This window comes from Legionella spiritensis (assembly GCF_900186965.1).
GTDB classification, from domain to species: Bacteria; Pseudomonadota; Gammaproteobacteria; order Legionellales; family Legionellaceae; genus Legionella_C; species Legionella_C spiritensis.
The window spans coordinates 3,061,324-3,076,384 of sequence record NZ_LT906457.1; the positions used below are offsets into that span (position 1 = coordinate 3,061,324).

The following is a 15,061-nucleotide window of genomic DNA, read 5'->3' on the forward strand; positions in this document are numbered from 1 at the left end:
GGAAGGATGCGTTCACCGGATCGCTCAAATAATAACTATATCTTTCTGGCTGTCTTCTGCTATGTGTTTAAGTTACATGATTATAACCAATCGAAGGCTTTTTACACATGTCAACAATGATGATCTTTACGGGCAATGCAAACCCAGAGCTTGCCCTTCAAATAGCGTCACATCTGCAGATCCCTATTGGCCAGGCCAATGTGGGAACATTCAGTGATGGCGAAACCATGGTTGAAATTCTTGAAAACGTTCGCGGGCGCGATGTTTTCATCATCCAGTCAACCTGCGCACCGTCCAATAATAATCTGATGGAATTACTCATCATGGCCGACGCGTTGAGACGTTCCTCTGCCGGACGGATCACTGCCGTCGTACCTTATTTTGGCTATGCCCGTCAAGACAGACGGGTGCGTTCGGCAAGGGTTCCGATTACGGCCAAGGTAGTTGCCGACATGATGGCTTCCGTTGGAATTTGCCGAGTGTTAACCGTTGATTTACACGCCGATCAAATCCAGGGTTTCTTTTATATGCCCGTTGATAATGTGTACTCAACACCCGTTTTACTCGAAGATATTAAACGGCAGAACCTGGCCAATTTAATGGTCGTCTCCCCCGATGTGGGCGGTGTCGTACGGGCCAGAGCCATTGCCAAACGTCTGAATGATACGGAACTGTCTATTATCGATAAGCGCCGTAGTGGCCCTAACAAATCCGAAGTCATGCATATCATCGGAGAACCCGCCGGGCGACACTGCGTTATTATTGATGACATTGTTGATACGGCCGGAACCCTTTGCTCCGCGGCGCAGCAACTGAAAAACAATGGTGCCATTAGTGTCCGCGCCTATATCACGCATCCGGTTCTATCCGGCCCGGCTGTGAAAAACATTACTCATTCCTCTCTTGATGAAGTGGTTGTCACCGACACCATTCCTCTTTCAGACGTTGCAAGGCAATGCCCCAAGATCCGGGTGGTCAGCCTGGGGGATATGCTGGCGCAAGCGATTAAGCGCGTGAATGTGGAAGAATCCGTCAGTTCCATGTTTGCGGAGTGATATTCATCCCTATCTATTCCAGACTGCAAAAGGTGTTTAATTTGTAGATTGGGTTGTCAATTTAACAACCCGGCACGAAGGTGCCGGGATTATTTTGCCGGCTACCCTATAGACAACCCGAACCGGGAGTTGTTGCAGGGGACAAGCGCACAAACCCCACAAAAAAGGGAAGCCAACGCTTCCCTTTTTTGTGGGTTCTCTTATTGATTCCTGCTACAGAATATTAATCGCGTGTTCCAACATATTTATCATCAAAATAGCGACGCAATTTTGTTCTTAACGTTCCTCTGCTGATTCCGAGCATGACTGCTGCTCGTGATTGATTGTATTTGCAGTGCTCCATGACTGCTCTAAATAGTGGAACCTCTACTTCTTCTAGAACAAACTGGTACAAGTCAACAGGATCAGTTCCCTTCAGCTCGGAGAAATATTTTTGCACTGATTGAGTTACACTCTCTGCCAGTGACGCAGTTGTATCCCCGGCTTCATTACTGATTGTTGTCATTCTTATTAACTCCTCCTTTAAAATCTTGCATCTTACCGAATTGAACAATTCCTGACAAGTATCACTCCTGAAAATTTCATTTATTAATCAGGAATTATTGAGCGGATTCCAAACAACAGATCCGCTCGGTATTCGGCACAAAAAACAACGTGATTAGAACTTTAACATTGCAGGATTGAATGCCTGGCCATTAACCGTCAACTTTCCTTGATTAAGAGTAATTTCAACAACATAGTCCTTACCATTCTCTACCAGGACACCGGATTGAACCATGGCATTGATTTGCTTATCGGTCTGCTCCGCCACTTGTGAAGCAAGATTCTGATCCAGCGTAACCGGTTGAGCGTTAGATGGATCACTGCTTGCCTGCATAGCTTGTTGCATGGCAGTTTTCATCACTTTTTGCTTCACTGATTCCGCAATAATCTGTTTTAAAACAGGTGCGGGAACTTTTAATTTGCCGTTACCCTGAATCTTTTGCATCATCTCAAACGGATTAGAGACATTACTTTCGGGCAAGGAAATTTTTACATTACCTTCAATCGTTCCTTCCGGCATATTGAAATTCATATCAGAAACTTCAAACACCGCACCCCGGCTAAGGAGCTTGGGCAACTCAGGCATAATAGCGAGCATCGCCTGTTGTTTTTCGATATCAGTGCCTTGCTGAGCCTTGGAAGCCAATTCATTAATACGCACCAGGGCATCCGCATCCAGGTTTCGAATCGACATGGCAAACATTCCCGGCCCATAGGTTTTACCATTAACCACGATTTTATCTATCGAACTTTTGAAATTGGAATTTAATAATCCGCCGCTGATATCGCTGTCCGTCTGGGCGTTAAAATCCTGGAGTTCAAAGAGAACCTGATCCTGTTTCTTTATCATTATGGACGGAAGCGAAATGCTGGCATCACCGAGATATAATCCTTTATCCGTTCGGTGCATATTATAGTTACTGGAAATCGAGCCAATATCAGCGGTTTGTTGATCTTTGGCAAAACGCATGCCATCAATAGTAAAATTCCCGCTGATTTCATTCATGGATGATGAAACATTCACATGACTGTCCATCCCCATCCAGTCAAACTGACCTCCTTGCTTGGCAATCAATTTGAATTGCGGTACGGACATAGTGATTTTACTGGTGTTGAAATAATTAACCAGCAAGCTGACATCAAGTGTCGGCTTGGTTGACTCAGCAGTAAACAAGGCGTTGAATTGCTCGGAGTACTTGGCCGGTAAATCGAAATTCGTTTGCGCATAGCCAAGGCCAAACTTCAATCCGTTATCAGCAAAAATAAATGGACCATGATAAATCGTCAACGGCATCTGCATCTGATAATTTTGTGCAGGCTCCATTTTGTTCTGTCCATCAGGGGTTTTAGCCATATGCTCAGGCACATGCAAACGCCAGTCCAGCGACGCCTGGGACTTAAACCAGCCACGGTCGTATTCTACAACATCTGCAAACAAGCCATTGGTTTTGTTGACAACATCGAGATTATTTTTAACGGTGCGCTCAGTAATAACCCCCATTCCATAATATCCGCCAAGGACTAGAACGGCCAGGATAACCACTAATCCTGTGATTTTTTTCATTATTATCTCCGTGTTAGTGACATCCCTCTCTCTTTATAAACAGGTATACAAAACACAGTGAGAGGTACCGCTGTAATTAAAGCACGAGATGCGCTAACTAGCAAAGAAATAAAATAAAATCATAACCCGAAACGGTAGAATACCCGCTTTTCCGGTTATTAATTAACAATGACCATGTCTTTATCGACACCAGTTTATTCGGGCGGCTGCAGTGGTTTGCAGTACGTTTCCCGAACCATCATTGCCAGAACAAGGGCAATCAACGAACAAACAGGCAGCACCTTCAAACCGGCTTGAAAATCAGACAGCAATAACGTTTCAACATGAAAAGCTCTTGCTCCTGATACCAAATCAACCAGGCGACCTACCAGAGGTTGCATTAACGCTCCGACAAAGATGGAAATCATATTTGTAAAGGCAATCGCCGTTCCAATAACTTTTCTGTCCTGAATTTCCGTGGACACGGCATAAGCGATAGCCACACCGGTATTGGTAAAGCCAAACATAAAAAAGATAAGATATGCCGTTTTTTGATCCAAATTAGGAAGAAAAACAAACAAAGACGTCAATATAATACCAGACAGCGCAGAGATAATTAATAACGGCTTACGACGGCCTATCCTGTCGGACACCCAGCCTGAAAGCGGTCCGCTGAGACCCCAGCCAATAAATATCAAGCCTGTGGCAAATGCTGCCGCATGAGCCGTCAATCCCCGGCCATATTGCAAATAGGCCGGGCCGATTGCTTCACCAATCACTGCGGTCGGAGCAAATAAAAATCCGGCATACAGCGCGTTTATCCAGGTTTGGCGATGTGTCAGAATAATTCGCAAGCTTTCAAAAATCGGGACATGAGGCCGTACCTTTCTTTCGCGAAACTTGCAGTTGGGATTATCCTGGATAAACTGATACAACAGTCCGGCCAAAGCAATAAACAAAAAGGCTATGATAAGCATACTGTGCCGCCAGCCTACCATTGCCACCAGCAAGGATACCGGCGCCTCTCCGGCGGCAGCGCCTAACATACCCAAAGCCTGCGTCAGTCCGGCCAATAACCCCAACATAGCCGGCGGAAACCACGACGTGGCCAGACGCAAGGCACTGACAAAAGCAAACGCCGCACTAAAACCTATTAACATCCGACCTATCGAACCTACCATCAGACCATTGGCCAAACCAAAGACGCAGCAACCGAGTGCAGTCATCAGAGACATCGCCGTCAGAATAGTTCGGATACTAAAACGATCAACGATCAAGCCAACCGGAATTTGCATCAGGATATAGGGAATATAAAAGGACGCAGTCAATATGCCAAAACCCGCCTCGTTGATGCCGAAGTCAATTTGCAGACTACGATGCATCACGCCGGGTGCTACCCGGGCCAGGTAATCGGAAAAATAGAAAGTGGCCGCCAATCCCCAAACCAACCAGGCGAAACCAAGGTGTGCTCTGCGGCTTAGCGGTTTTGTGCCATGAGACGCTGCTATCTTGTTCATTTAGAGATACACTCAATCACTGTTTCAACCGAATAGACTTCGTCATAGTTGACATCCCTGATTTCCAAAGTCGAGAGAGACCAAATAATTAACAGTCTAACGTTTCATTATACAGGCATGATTGCTCAAATCAAGAACATAGATTTATTTAAATCCTCATTTTTGCAAATTTCAATTCATGTAGCGTCTATTTTCATTGGGATTGTACCGTCATAATCCGTTATAATGGAATTAGTCAGCTTTGTGTCTTACGGCTGCGAAAGAAGTTGATCCGTGCCATTTCAAACGGTCGCAATATAAAACGAATAGCCGGACAACCCTGATAATTTCATTGAGATAGATACCATGAATAGCCTGGAGCTTGCGGTCAAAACCGCTCTGGATTCACAAGGTGATAATAACAAAGCGAACAAAGCTTACCTGGAGTTTATAAAAGCGAATTTTATAATTCCCATCCGCAGCACTTCCTCTGCGGAAAATCCCGAAGTACTCTTTTTGGAAGAGGGAAAAAACACCTTTTTACCGGTGTTCTCCAGCGAGAACCATCTTCGGAACTGGGCCGAGGAAATCAGCGACGCCATTCAGGTTCTAAGACTTTCCGGAGTTGATCTATTAAAGGGAATCGGGGAACACGTAACGGTTTGCTTAAATATAGGCAGTCCGATTTATAAGGAATTTAATCCGGATGAGTTAGCCAGAATGCGCAGTATGGTACTCAAACTGTTCAAGTAAGTCGGGATGGCGTCATTAGGGCGCGCCCTAATTCTGTTTCAATTTTTTACAGGTTGGATTATCTATGAATAATCCTAACCTGCAAATTCCGATGAGGCAAGCGTATGAAACCCGGGGCTTCAAGCCACAAGATCAATGATCTGATAGCCAACCAGTGCTGAAGCGGCTAGGGCGCCTGTAATTTTTATAACATTGGCAAGAAACTTGCGGTTCGTCAGGGAAAACTCCTGATCATTGGACGCAATTTCTCCCGTCACCACTTGCTCTTCCCTTGTTACATTATCCCAATCATAGAGCGGTTTTTCACCATAAAAACCGGCCCACCATCCTTCCAGCCATTGTTCACACTCCGGAGTGTTCGCAGGAAATGGGTTGTCGTCCTCGCCAATCTCTGCAAGCGCACATTCATACCCATACATGTAACAATCTTCAAAGTTCGGATGCTCAATATTAAAACGTAACTTGACATATGGTAACAAAGCTGTTGTATCTTTCATGTTGATACCCCCTGTTGGTGCCTTTCGTATGTATCCGATAATCAACTTCGATGCTGAATAAGCTGTTCGGTTGAGGAGCAGATTACTAAACACTTACGTTTATTCTACGACGAACCGTAAAGGGTTGCCGAGGTTCCCGATTTTTTTACTCTTTCTTGACAATATTTAGAAAAACAGTTGGACAAAGCCATTAAGATGGCTAGTTAACCCATTGTTTTTTATAAAATTATGGAGCAAGACGGCGACGTAACCAGTGTCCTTTCTGCTTAAAATAATGGATCCGATCATGGAGACGATTGTCTCTTCCCTGCCAGAATTCCATTTCAACAGGAATGACAACATAACCGCCCCAGTGGCTTGGACGTAAAACAGAATCCTGGCCATGTTCGGCTATTAACCGATTGAATGCCGCTTCGATGGATTCACGCCCGGCTATCTCCGTGCTTTGGGGCGAAGCAATGGCGCTAAGCTGGCTGGCGATGGGTCTGCTGGCAAAATAAGTATCGGACTGCTTTTTATTTGCTTTCTTTACCCGACCACGCACCCGGATCTGACGAGCCATCTCGGGCCAGTAAAAATTCAACGCGGCGAAGGGAGTATGTCGTAGCTGCAACGCTTTGGAACTCTTGTAATTGGTATAAAAAACAAACGCGCCGTCTTCGACCCCTTTCAGCAACACCACACGGGAATCCGGAAAACCTTGTTCATCTACGGTAGAAAGCACCATTGCCGTAGGATCATTTTTCTCAACAGTCAGAATTTCTTCAAACCACATTTTGAACTGCGCGACCGGATCAGGATGTGCCTGCTCCTCACTGAGACTCAAGACACCGTAATCACGCCTTATATCCGCCAGGGTACGCCATTTGCTCATTTCTATATCGCCGGATGCCAATTTTGTGTAGGATAAAATAAACACTATTTCAACGCGGTATGGTGACGTATCGTTCTCTACGCGTACACCATAATGAATCGCCAACATAATACACGTTGATATTACCTTAGTGAAGGCTAATATGATTGAAAAGTATCTGAAACTACTGGATTCCTTTAAAAAGCATCAGCTTTCAATCTTACTTCATGACCTTCGCGAAAAAATAACCACCAAACTCCAGAACGATTGTTTCAGTAAATTAGCCCGGCATTTATTTCTCGACGTTCAGACAAGCGGCGAACCTTATATCAATTTTTCGTCACAACCCCGGCAAGTTGTGCAAATCAAGGAGTTTATCAACGCGTTGTATCATGGGGAACAGGCCTTTAAGGATCTGGAATCCGTGGAACTACGGGGAGGCTCACATAAAATTCAGGATTTAAGCGTATTATACCATCACACAACCAGACACGCATACCTTGCCAGCTATCTATTGACTCATATTGATCTGGATCTGCTTGAAATTTTCAACTCCGAACTTTTGCAATTGCAATCCATTCTTAACATTATACGAAGCTTTGATACGAAAACGGTTGACCGGCTCACACATAAGTATCAGAAGCAGGCCAGTGAAATCGGCACCATGATGAAAGACTATCCTCTTTGCCATCAGGCAGGATTTGCAGCCGGAATTGCAGTGGATCAAATGCGGCCGTCGCATGGCGAAGTGGATTATAATTTCCTGACCCGGTTCAGCGCGGTTCTCCCCGGCTATATCCACCAGTTGACACAGTATATTCATCAATTCTCATCGGAGATTACCACGCCGGAAGCAACGTTGACCAGACAGCAGGTGGAAGAACTCGAAGAAAACGCGTTCAAGCTGTTGGGAGCCATTGAAGAACTGCAAGGTGACTCCTGGTTTCTCTCGTTCAAGGTACTCAATTACCTTCGTATCATCCGCCATATCATTATTCTGTCAACCAGCACATTGAAACAAATGATGCAGATGAATGATGAATCTCAAAATGTCGTACGGGATCATCTTGCCAAATTAAAATACGAACTGCTCCCCAATCTTTTAGCCATTGCCGATCGTCTTGAAGACCAGGCCATGCTAACGCCCGGTACGTTGTCAAAACCTTTAATGGATAAGATAAAAATTTATTACGAAACCCTGATTTTTTACACGAAAAAAATTGTGAGTTTTGCCTCAAAAGGGGAAGAACTGCTCACCATAGAAGACGCTCGCTTTCTTGCCTTAAGACTTGAGGAAACGTATCAACGAATCAACAAGGCGAGGAGTGAGCTGCTCATTGCCAGGAGAAATAAACAGGCTTTTTCCCGATTTTTTGCCCTGCTTGAACACGAGGATTACAAGCATAAATCCCTGATTGATTTACCCCTCGCCCTCAAAACGGAACTAGCGATCCATTACCGTTATCTCCAGCCTGTTATTGAACAATACAATGTGGATTTGAATAACGCGATTATTCGTGGATTAACGGAATCAAGCAGTTGGACAGATCGCTTCAAAGCACCACTGAACTGGTATTACGGTTACCGCGACACGGATAAAGTCAGTCATCTTCTCTCTGAAAAAAAAGCCCTGGGGGCGCAGTTTGACAAACGAATTAATACGTCGACTTTCCATATCCAAATTAATAAAAACATAATTCACAAGGCAGAAACCACAACGCCTTTGATCGTAACGTCCTGTCCGGATTACCACATGTTCTCGGTGAACGAAAAAAAAGCATTACGGTCCGCTAACGATACAAAAACCACCCTTGAATTTTCACCGTCTGATGAACATGGTAACCGGATTGTCATAAATTATGAGGCGTTGAACAGTCACCAGGCTTTCAAACTTTATCAGTATTACAACAGCAAACAGACAAAACTTGATAAAGCACGGGAAGCCTATGATCAATTCATAGCGACATTGCTTGGAACAGAATCCACAACCACGTTAAACGAACTGCCCGAACCGATCAAATCTCATCTGAAACAACAGTACTATTTGTTCCAGCCGTACTTAATCAGCCTGTTTTCCAGAAAAAAAAAGATCAGGGAACTAGACAGGGCGATCATATTCGGTTTGTCGGGACAGGGGAGCGCCGTTCATGCTCAAACAGAGTCCCTGATCTCAATTGATCAGTTTATGCGCCTGAAACCTCATTTGGACGACCATTTCCGCAGGACTTCGGAATGTTGGGAACAACGGCGCTGGATCCTGTTTAAAAAAGCGGGAGAAGCGTACCAACTTGAAACGGAGACGAGAGATTTAAAACCAAACTACCGTGATGGCAACAGAGCGCACCATATACTTAAACACACGCGGTTCTCACGGGAAACAAGACTTTTCAGAAATGCACTCATGCAACTGACCGCCGCGTTTAATCTGCCAATGCAAAATAAATTAAATCCCCAACGTCAAGGCCTTCCCTATCCGGAAGTGGAAACCCCTGATCTGGTTCTGGCACAAAGTGCGCAGTGCCTGCCCGTCAAACGAATTGCGAACGGTTTCTACCACCTTGAGCAAGTGATAATCGAGCTGGAACAGCTCTCCGACAAAAGCAGCGAAAGCGTCTATGTGTACCATCTTGTCCAGGCGTATAACCATCTTAATGATATCTATCAATTATCCACGCACTTATATGGCGATCCCTATATTAAAATCCTTGTCCAAGACATCATGACCAGAGCTCGAGCGCTTTATAAACGTTTCAACGAGGAAAGCGCCCCCTACCTGGAAAGTCCTGAAATAACACCACCCTGTACAAACGTAATTCAATACACTGCCCTCTGGTATGCCATGCAGGGTTTTATGCTTTTTCCTGAACATATTCAAGCGCTTGATGAACAAGCGTCCCTCCCGGAAAACAAGATAAAAACTATCCGGAAAAACAGTACCCGTATTGTAATTGCTATTGAACGCATCATTGCCAACTCAAACAATTACTTCAAACTATTTCTTGAGACACCGGTGATGTATGGTTTATTTAAAGAATTACGAGCCAAGCTGGAAGAATTTACCACGTCATCCCATTCCGCTTTCATGACTCATCTGGAAGCAATCAATACGGATATCTTTACTCGCATTTTACAGGAAACCGATCTTTGGGAAGCGAAACTCAGTCTCAAGCCGGGAAAATTGTCCGATCCGATGAAAACCATTCTGGATCATTTTTATCAAGGGCTTGTTGAGCCATTGGGTCTTGTCTCTCAAAAACATCTTGATCTGCTTACAACCCCGACGCCCTTAAAATGTCGCGAGGCCGTCATTTACAAACGTATGGCACTGGCCGAATTGCAAAAAAAACAATACGACCCGCAAAGGATTATTTTGGCGGATCTGCAACAAGCGATAGATCGCTATATCCATCTTACCACTGGCTTGCTTCCTCCCCCGCCTGGCATGCTGACTCTGGCTCTTGGGGATCTCAAAAAGCACTACGAAAAAGCCTTGCCTTTATTTCTGACTGCGCCAAAGTGGTTACTGCAATCGTTACCGACAGAAAATCCGCATCCTGAAATTGATGAGGTACTAAACAAGCGTAATGCCTCTTTTAAACCCGTCTTCCATGATATCGCCGGCATGGCAAAAATGGCCCTGATGTATTACGAAAATCGGAAAGCATCGTCCAAAATCCACGCAAGACGCGTTTTATTGCGTAACCTGCTTGGCCATATTGATGATTACGCGAAATTCCGCTCCGGCTATCTCCCGGCCAACGATGATATTATTGCCCAAACCGAAAAAAAACTGTTGGCCAATTATCGCAAGGTCTTGCCCATTCTCTACAAGTGGCAGAGGTTAGACCAGGTTCCTCCGCACATAGCCAACAGCCAGCCCCCTTTTGTGGATCAGGTACTAAATAGCGCGCAATTCGGTGTGCCGGTGACAGTAACCAATATCGCAAGATTGACCAAATCACTGGGCAGTTACTACCAGGGCTTGTCTGCCACCCGGCAGTTTGAAATGGAAACCGCCAAAGAACAACAAAGGCATCTCAAACAAGTTACGGCAATGCAACAGGAACTGAATCAACAACTTCTGTCAGACTACCTGCACAAGACGTTTCTGCAAGGCGTTGAATCCATCATGAAGCGAGACATAGGACTGCTGTTCACAAAGGATGAATACAATTCGTTTCTGGAAAAATATTTATCTTCCTTTCAGGAAGAAATCATGGCACAAAGCCAGGCCAGTCAAGATATCCGGCAGACCATGCTGAATATACTGACGGTTAAAACCAGACAGTTTGAAACGGAGTATTTACAAAAATATCTGCATCTCGACAACACCCTGGCGGCACTTGCGGAATTTAATGTGTATTTTCACTACGCTAGAATTACTATTCGAGACAAGACTTCGCTCTTTGAATCGAACAAGACCATTAAAGATAAAAAAGCGGAAGTAAAATCATTGGAAAATCTCGCCTTAAACAAAGAACTCTCCATTGATCATCGCCTGCAGGAATTGAAAAGAATCAGCAATAGTACACTATTCAAAACCAACATGCTCAAGCATAGAAAATTTGAACGTTCCGATTTTGGCTGGCTTTGTCAATGTCTGCTGCGCTTGCTCTCAGCACTTCATCTTTATCAACCCGCCCATATAAAACACTACCGGACATTGATAAAATCGGTCGACACAAAACCTGCGGTTACTTCATCGCTTCAGCGCCACAGCCTGTTCGCCCCACCGGAGCGTTCTTATAATTTACCGTCCGCGATGACATTGTCGCCCTCGGTCGACCATCAACCATAATTTCACAGAGCCTAGGCTCTGTGAACCAATTTTTTCCGATCGAAAACAAGGCAACTATTGTTGCGCAACAAATAATAATGTCTTGTAGCCCGTCATGAAGGCGAAGCCGTAATGCGGAAAAACGTTCATAAGTGGCACATCAAACCCGCAATACGGCCGCAGGCCTCCTTACGGGCTACTGTTTTTTCGCAAAAAATGGTGCGAAGAAAATTTTTGTTCACGGAACCTAAGGCTTATCGTTTACCAAAATCTGCAATCGCTCGATTTCATTGAGCAGTTCAAGGGCAAGGGCCGCGCCGGCCAGATTCACTCCCAAATCACGGTGTAATTGCAAGGCGGTTCGTATACGACGTAACGCTTCATTGTCAAAAGATAATTCATTTTTTTCATTCCTGCGCACGGTGACAATACCTTCATCAATGATGTCGTAAATTATTTGCTCCGAAACCCCAAAGGAATAAGTGACTTCATGTAACGACAGGCTATACCATTCCTCGCATTCCGTAATCACCCGCTTGCCCTTGTTATCAGTCATGCTTCACTCCTAATTTCTCTCTGGGATTAAAATGGGCAACCGTAGCCATTTGCTCATATAATCCGTTGAGTTGCTCATTGTCTTTATGAGGAATCACTATTTCCAGAATGACGTATTGATCTCCGGGAGGATGCCCGGGCAAACCACGCCCTTTAAGGCGCATTTGTTTTCCGGATTGCGATAATTTGGGAATTTTCAATTTGACCGGCCCGCCCAGGGTGGGGACATGAATCGTTGAACCCAACGCCGCTTCCCAGGGTGCGATCGGCAATTGCAGGTAAATATCCTTTTTATCCGCTCGAAACCACGGATGAGGCATCACATTGATTTCAATATACAAATCACCCGGTTTTTGACCGCTTCTCTGACCACCCTGACCTTTCAGGCGAATTTGCTGCTTGTCTGTAATACCTGCCGGAATTTTTACCCGCACAACCCGCTGAAGGTATTCCAGCCGGCCGTGACTATCCATGGCAGGCAACTGTAATTGCAGATTTTTTTCCGCACCATGAAAACTGTCATCAAGGCTTATCGCCAGTTTGGCGTGAATATCCTGACCGACATCATAAAAGGAAGCCCGCTCCTGTTGCTGACGCTGGCGAAAAATACTGTTGATAAAATCCTGGAAGCCCGAAACATCACCTTCATCAAAGTGTTCATAAAAGTGCTCTTCGCCACCAGGGCTGAACCCTTGCTCCTGCTGCTTCCAGTACTGTCCGTATTGATCATATTTGGCGCGCTTTTCCGGATCTTTAAGGACTTCGTAGGCTTCACCCAATTCTTTAAAATGTTCCTCAGCCCCGGCTTCCTTACTGACGTCAGGATGATATTTACGCGCCAGTTTGCGGTAAGCTCGTTTAATATCATCCTGGCTGGCATTACGATCCAGGCCCATAATTTTATAATAATCTTTATATTCCATAGGTGTTCTTTCTGGTAATTAACGGGATAAAAAACAATGGCTCCCAGTCTTAACAATTTTTTACTGCTTGGCAATAAATAAAAGTCATTTCTCATGATCCCCGCCAAATTTATAATGGCTAGCTATTGTCATTCATGAGAAAATAGTGTACTTTGTGATTAAATATAGATTAAGAATACATGCCATGAAATTGGTCGAATTACATACACTCATCTCAATCCCCGCTATTATTATCGGCTGAAAAGCCGAAATTACTATCTACACACATCCAATCTATCTACTTTTTAAACATCTACCGTAATCATGAGGCCGATTATGTTTCGTTCTTCCAATCAATACGCTATGCCATTGTTGATGTGGTTTTTTCCCCTGTTTTTTTTCGCCTATCAATTCATCCTGCGCCTTTGGCCGGGACTTATGATGCACCCGATTATGAATCAATTTGGCATTGATGCGAGCCATTTCGGTTTGCTCGCCGCAGTGTATTATTATGGTTACGCCGGCATGCAAATTCCAGTCGCTATGTTACTGGAGCGCTATGGACCCCGTCGTATTATTTTCGTATTCGCGGTGATCTGTGGTTTGGCCACCATAGTTTTCAGTTATACCAATCATTGGTTTGTTGCCTGTTTAAGCCGTTTTCTGGTGGGAGCCGGTTCTGCGGCGGGGTTTCTCGGTGTATCAAAAGTCATTTCCGAATGGTTTCCTTCACGGCATTACGCACGCATGGTAGGGTTTTCATTCACGGTGGGGCTTATGGGCGCCATCTACGGGGGCAAACCGGTCAGTCTGTTGATAGCCAGCTATCCCTGGCAGAACGTGGCGCTGACGTTTGGCATAGTCGCGATAGCAGCCGGATTTTGCACGTTATGTTTTTTACGCTCGCCCGGATATTCACCGGAGCAACCAGTTAAACAGGACGCCTTGCAATGGTCGCAGTTTAAAATGCTTCTCTCCTCCCCCTGGATCTGGATACTGGCCTTGGCCAATGCCTTGATGGTTGGGTCGCTGGAAGGATTTGCCGACGTGTGGGGCGTACCTTACCTCATGACAACCAACCATATTCCCAAAAGCGAAGCCGCCCAGCTGATTTCCTTCATTTTCATAGGAATGCTGTTTGGAGGGCCTCTGCTGGCTATGCTGAGTAAAAAAATGGGTAATTATCCAGTAATTGCCTTATGCGGCGTGGGGATGGCCGTAATCTTTCTGTTGTTATTAAACAGTTCTTCCTACCATTGGTACCGCTATGCCGTGCTATTTTCGATCATCGGCATCCTTTGCTGTTATCAGGTGATTGTATTTGCTGCCGGTTCCGAACTGGTGAGTCCGCGGTTGCTTGGCGTGACCGTCGCATTCCTTAATTGTGTAAATATGCTGGGCGGCTCCCTGTTTCATACCCTGATAGGAGGCGCCATGGATAAATTCTGGTCAGGAACGCTCGATACGGATGGTCTACGACTCTATTCATCGGATGCGTATACCGCATCCTTACAGATTATTCCTTACGGAGCTCTCACAGGGGCCGGTCTGATCCTCTTGATTGGTTACCTGACACAGCGAAAATCAAGACGACGTGAAGCATTGGCGTCTTGAGAGGAAGAGAAGCAAGGCAATGCGGCTTCCGCCGCCTTGCCTCCCCCATTCTAATCCAGCTTGACGGTATAGGAATAACTGCCGAAACCATCATAACTGATGCCGCGATAGCGCATACCGCTACAGGATGCAGAGACGGTCGGATGGTTCATGTAGGGACCATCCTTAATATTCAGCACACACCAGTGCATCGCATCGTAAGCAGCAGTGACATGGGCATAACCGGTTTGGCACTGAGGCGTATCCCGGATCACAAAACTGCGGGGGCCTACAATTTGCAGAATAACATCACTGTCACTATAACCACCAACCACATAAATACCCGGATGTGTTTTGTCGCTTAAATGAAAATAATCTTTATAACCACAGAACAATTCCCCGGCCTGGGCATCCACCATGAACAAAGTGCCGACTACCACTAACATCCATTTTCTCATTATCAAACCACCTTATTGTTGTTATTGATTGGAGCA

At 45.1% G+C, this 15,061-nt stretch carries 12 protein-coding genes; 4 read left to right on the forward strand and 8 right to left on the reverse strand.

All coding sequences use genetic code 11. From position 1 onward, the window contains the following. Positions 1 to 107: 107 nt before the first annotated feature. Positions 108 to 1,055, forward strand: a complete 948-nt coding sequence (locus CKW05_RS13995) for a ribose-phosphate pyrophosphokinase (RefSeq protein WP_058482775.1) — start codon at positions 108 to 110, stop codon at positions 1,053 to 1,055. A 223-nt stretch (positions 1,056 to 1,278) separates the two neighbouring features. Here CKW05_RS13995 and CKW05_RS14000 read toward each other — a convergent pair whose 3' ends face one another. The 3 genes from CKW05_RS14000 to CKW05_RS14010 all read right to left on the reverse strand — a co-directional run bounded on the left by CKW05_RS14000 (position 1,279) and on the right by CKW05_RS14010 (position 4,658). After that, entirely contained in the window at positions 1,279 to 1,560 is a 282-nt protein-coding gene (locus tag CKW05_RS14000) for a helix-turn-helix domain-containing protein (protein WP_058482776.1), read from the reverse strand. A 153-nt stretch (positions 1,561 to 1,713) separates the two neighbouring features. After that, positions 1,714 to 3,162, reverse strand: a complete 1,449-nt coding sequence (locus tag CKW05_RS14005; protein ID WP_058482777.1) for a YdgA family protein — start codon at positions 3,160 to 3,162, stop codon at positions 1,714 to 1,716. Positions 3,163 to 3,356: 194 nt separating this feature from the next. After that, the gene (locus CKW05_RS14010; RefSeq protein WP_058482778.1) at positions 3,357 to 4,658 is read right to left on the reverse strand and encodes an MFS transporter; all 1,302 of its coding nucleotides are present in this window, start codon (positions 4,656 to 4,658) and stop codon (positions 3,357 to 3,359) included. A 345-nt stretch (positions 4,659 to 5,003) separates the two neighbouring features. Here CKW05_RS14010 and CKW05_RS14015 point away from each other — a divergent pair, with 345 nt between their 5' ends. After that, positions 5,004 to 5,390 carry an SseB family protein gene (locus CKW05_RS14015; protein WP_058482779.1) on the forward strand — a complete coding sequence of 129 codons (387 nt, stop codon included), beginning with the start codon at positions 5,004 to 5,006 and terminating at the stop codon, positions 5,388 to 5,390. 119 nt (positions 5,391 to 5,509) lie between these two features. Here the strand turns inward: CKW05_RS14015 and CKW05_RS14020 are convergent, their stop codons facing one another. Together CKW05_RS14020 and pdxH are read right to left on the reverse strand one after the other, a co-directional pair. Next, positions 5,510 to 5,887, reverse strand: a complete 378-nt coding sequence (locus CKW05_RS14020; RefSeq protein WP_058482780.1) for a hypothetical protein — start codon at positions 5,885 to 5,887, stop codon at positions 5,510 to 5,512. A gap of 226 nt (positions 5,888 to 6,113) precedes the next feature. After that, the gene (pdxH, locus tag CKW05_RS14025; protein WP_058482998.1) at positions 6,114 to 6,761 is read right to left on the reverse strand and encodes a pyridoxamine 5'-phosphate oxidase; all 648 of its coding nucleotides are present in this window, start codon (positions 6,759 to 6,761) and stop codon (positions 6,114 to 6,116) included. A 142-nt stretch (positions 6,762 to 6,903) separates the two neighbouring features. On the opposite strand from pdxH, the gene CKW05_RS14030 reads away from it, so the two are divergent. Then, on the forward strand, positions 6,904 to 11,538 hold the full coding sequence (locus CKW05_RS14030; protein ID WP_058482781.1) for a hypothetical protein: 4,635 nt from the start codon (positions 6,904 to 6,906) through the stop codon (positions 11,536 to 11,538). A 226-nt stretch (positions 11,539 to 11,764) separates the two neighbouring features. On the opposite strand, the gene CKW05_RS14035 is transcribed toward CKW05_RS14030, so the two are convergent. Further along, positions 11,765 to 12,073 (reverse strand): chaperone modulator CbpM, encoded by a 309-nt coding sequence (locus CKW05_RS14035; RefSeq protein ID WP_058482782.1) that lies wholly within the window; start codon positions 12,071 to 12,073, stop codon positions 11,765 to 11,767. Then, on the reverse strand, positions 12,066 to 12,995 hold the full coding sequence (locus tag CKW05_RS14040) for a DnaJ C-terminal domain-containing protein (protein WP_058482783.1): 930 nt from the start codon (positions 12,993 to 12,995) through the stop codon (positions 12,066 to 12,068). The genes CKW05_RS14035 and CKW05_RS14040 overlap by 8 nt, the downstream gene beginning before the upstream one ends. A gap of 315 nt (positions 12,996 to 13,310) precedes the next feature. On the opposite strand from CKW05_RS14040, the gene CKW05_RS14045 reads away from it, so the two are divergent. Next, complete coding sequence (locus CKW05_RS14045; RefSeq protein WP_193392649.1) at positions 13,311 to 14,588, forward strand: MFS transporter; 1,278 nt, start codon at positions 13,311 to 13,313, stop codon at positions 14,586 to 14,588. 50 nt (positions 14,589 to 14,638) lie between these two features. On the opposite strand, the gene CKW05_RS14050 is transcribed toward CKW05_RS14045, so the two are convergent. After that, on the reverse strand, positions 14,639 to 15,025 hold the full coding sequence (locus CKW05_RS14050) for a hypothetical protein (RefSeq protein WP_058482785.1): 387 nt from the start codon (positions 15,023 to 15,025) through the stop codon (positions 14,639 to 14,641). Between the last annotated feature and the right edge of the window lie 36 nt (positions 15,026 to 15,061).

Bases quoted from the DNA above. Each gene is read 5' to 3' on its own strand.
- pdxH (WP_058482998.1), bottom strand. From the start codon at position 6,761: ATGAGCAAATGGCGTACCCTGGCGGATATAAGGCGTGATTACGGTGTC.
- CKW05_RS14020 (WP_058482780.1), bottom strand. From the start codon at position 5,887: ATGAAAGATACAACAGCTTTGTTACCATATGTCAAGTTACGTTTTAAT.
- CKW05_RS14015 (WP_058482779.1), top strand. From the start codon at position 5,004: ATGAATAGCCTGGAGCTTGCGGTCAAAACCGCTCTGGATTCACAAGGT.
- CKW05_RS14035 (WP_058482782.1), bottom strand. From the start codon at position 12,073: ATGACTGATAACAAGGGCAAGCGGGTGATTACGGAATGCGAGGAATGG.
- CKW05_RS14040 (WP_058482783.1), bottom strand. From the start codon at position 12,995: ATGGAATATAAAGATTATTATAAAATTATGGGCCTGGATCGTAATGCC.
- CKW05_RS14045 (WP_193392649.1), top strand. From the start codon at position 13,311: ATGTTTCGTTCTTCCAATCAATACGCTATGCCATTGTTGATGTGGTTT.
- CKW05_RS14010 (WP_058482778.1), bottom strand. From the start codon at position 4,658: ATGAACAAGATAGCAGCGTCTCATGGCACAAAACCGCTAAGCCGCAGA.
- CKW05_RS14005 (WP_058482777.1), bottom strand. From the start codon at position 3,162: ATGAAAAAAATCACAGGATTAGTGGTTATCCTGGCCGTTCTAGTCCTT.
- CKW05_RS14000 (WP_058482776.1), bottom strand. From the start codon at position 1,560: ATGACAACAATCAGTAATGAAGCCGGGGATACAACTGCGTCACTGGCA.
- CKW05_RS13995 (WP_058482775.1), top strand. From the start codon at position 108: ATGTCAACAATGATGATCTTTACGGGCAATGCAAACCCAGAGCTTGCC.
- CKW05_RS14030 (WP_058482781.1), top strand. From the start codon at position 6,904: ATGATTGAAAAGTATCTGAAACTACTGGATTCCTTTAAAAAGCATCAG.
- CKW05_RS14050 (WP_058482785.1), bottom strand. From the start codon at position 15,025: ATGAGAAAATGGATGTTAGTGGTAGTCGGCACTTTGTTCATGGTGGAT.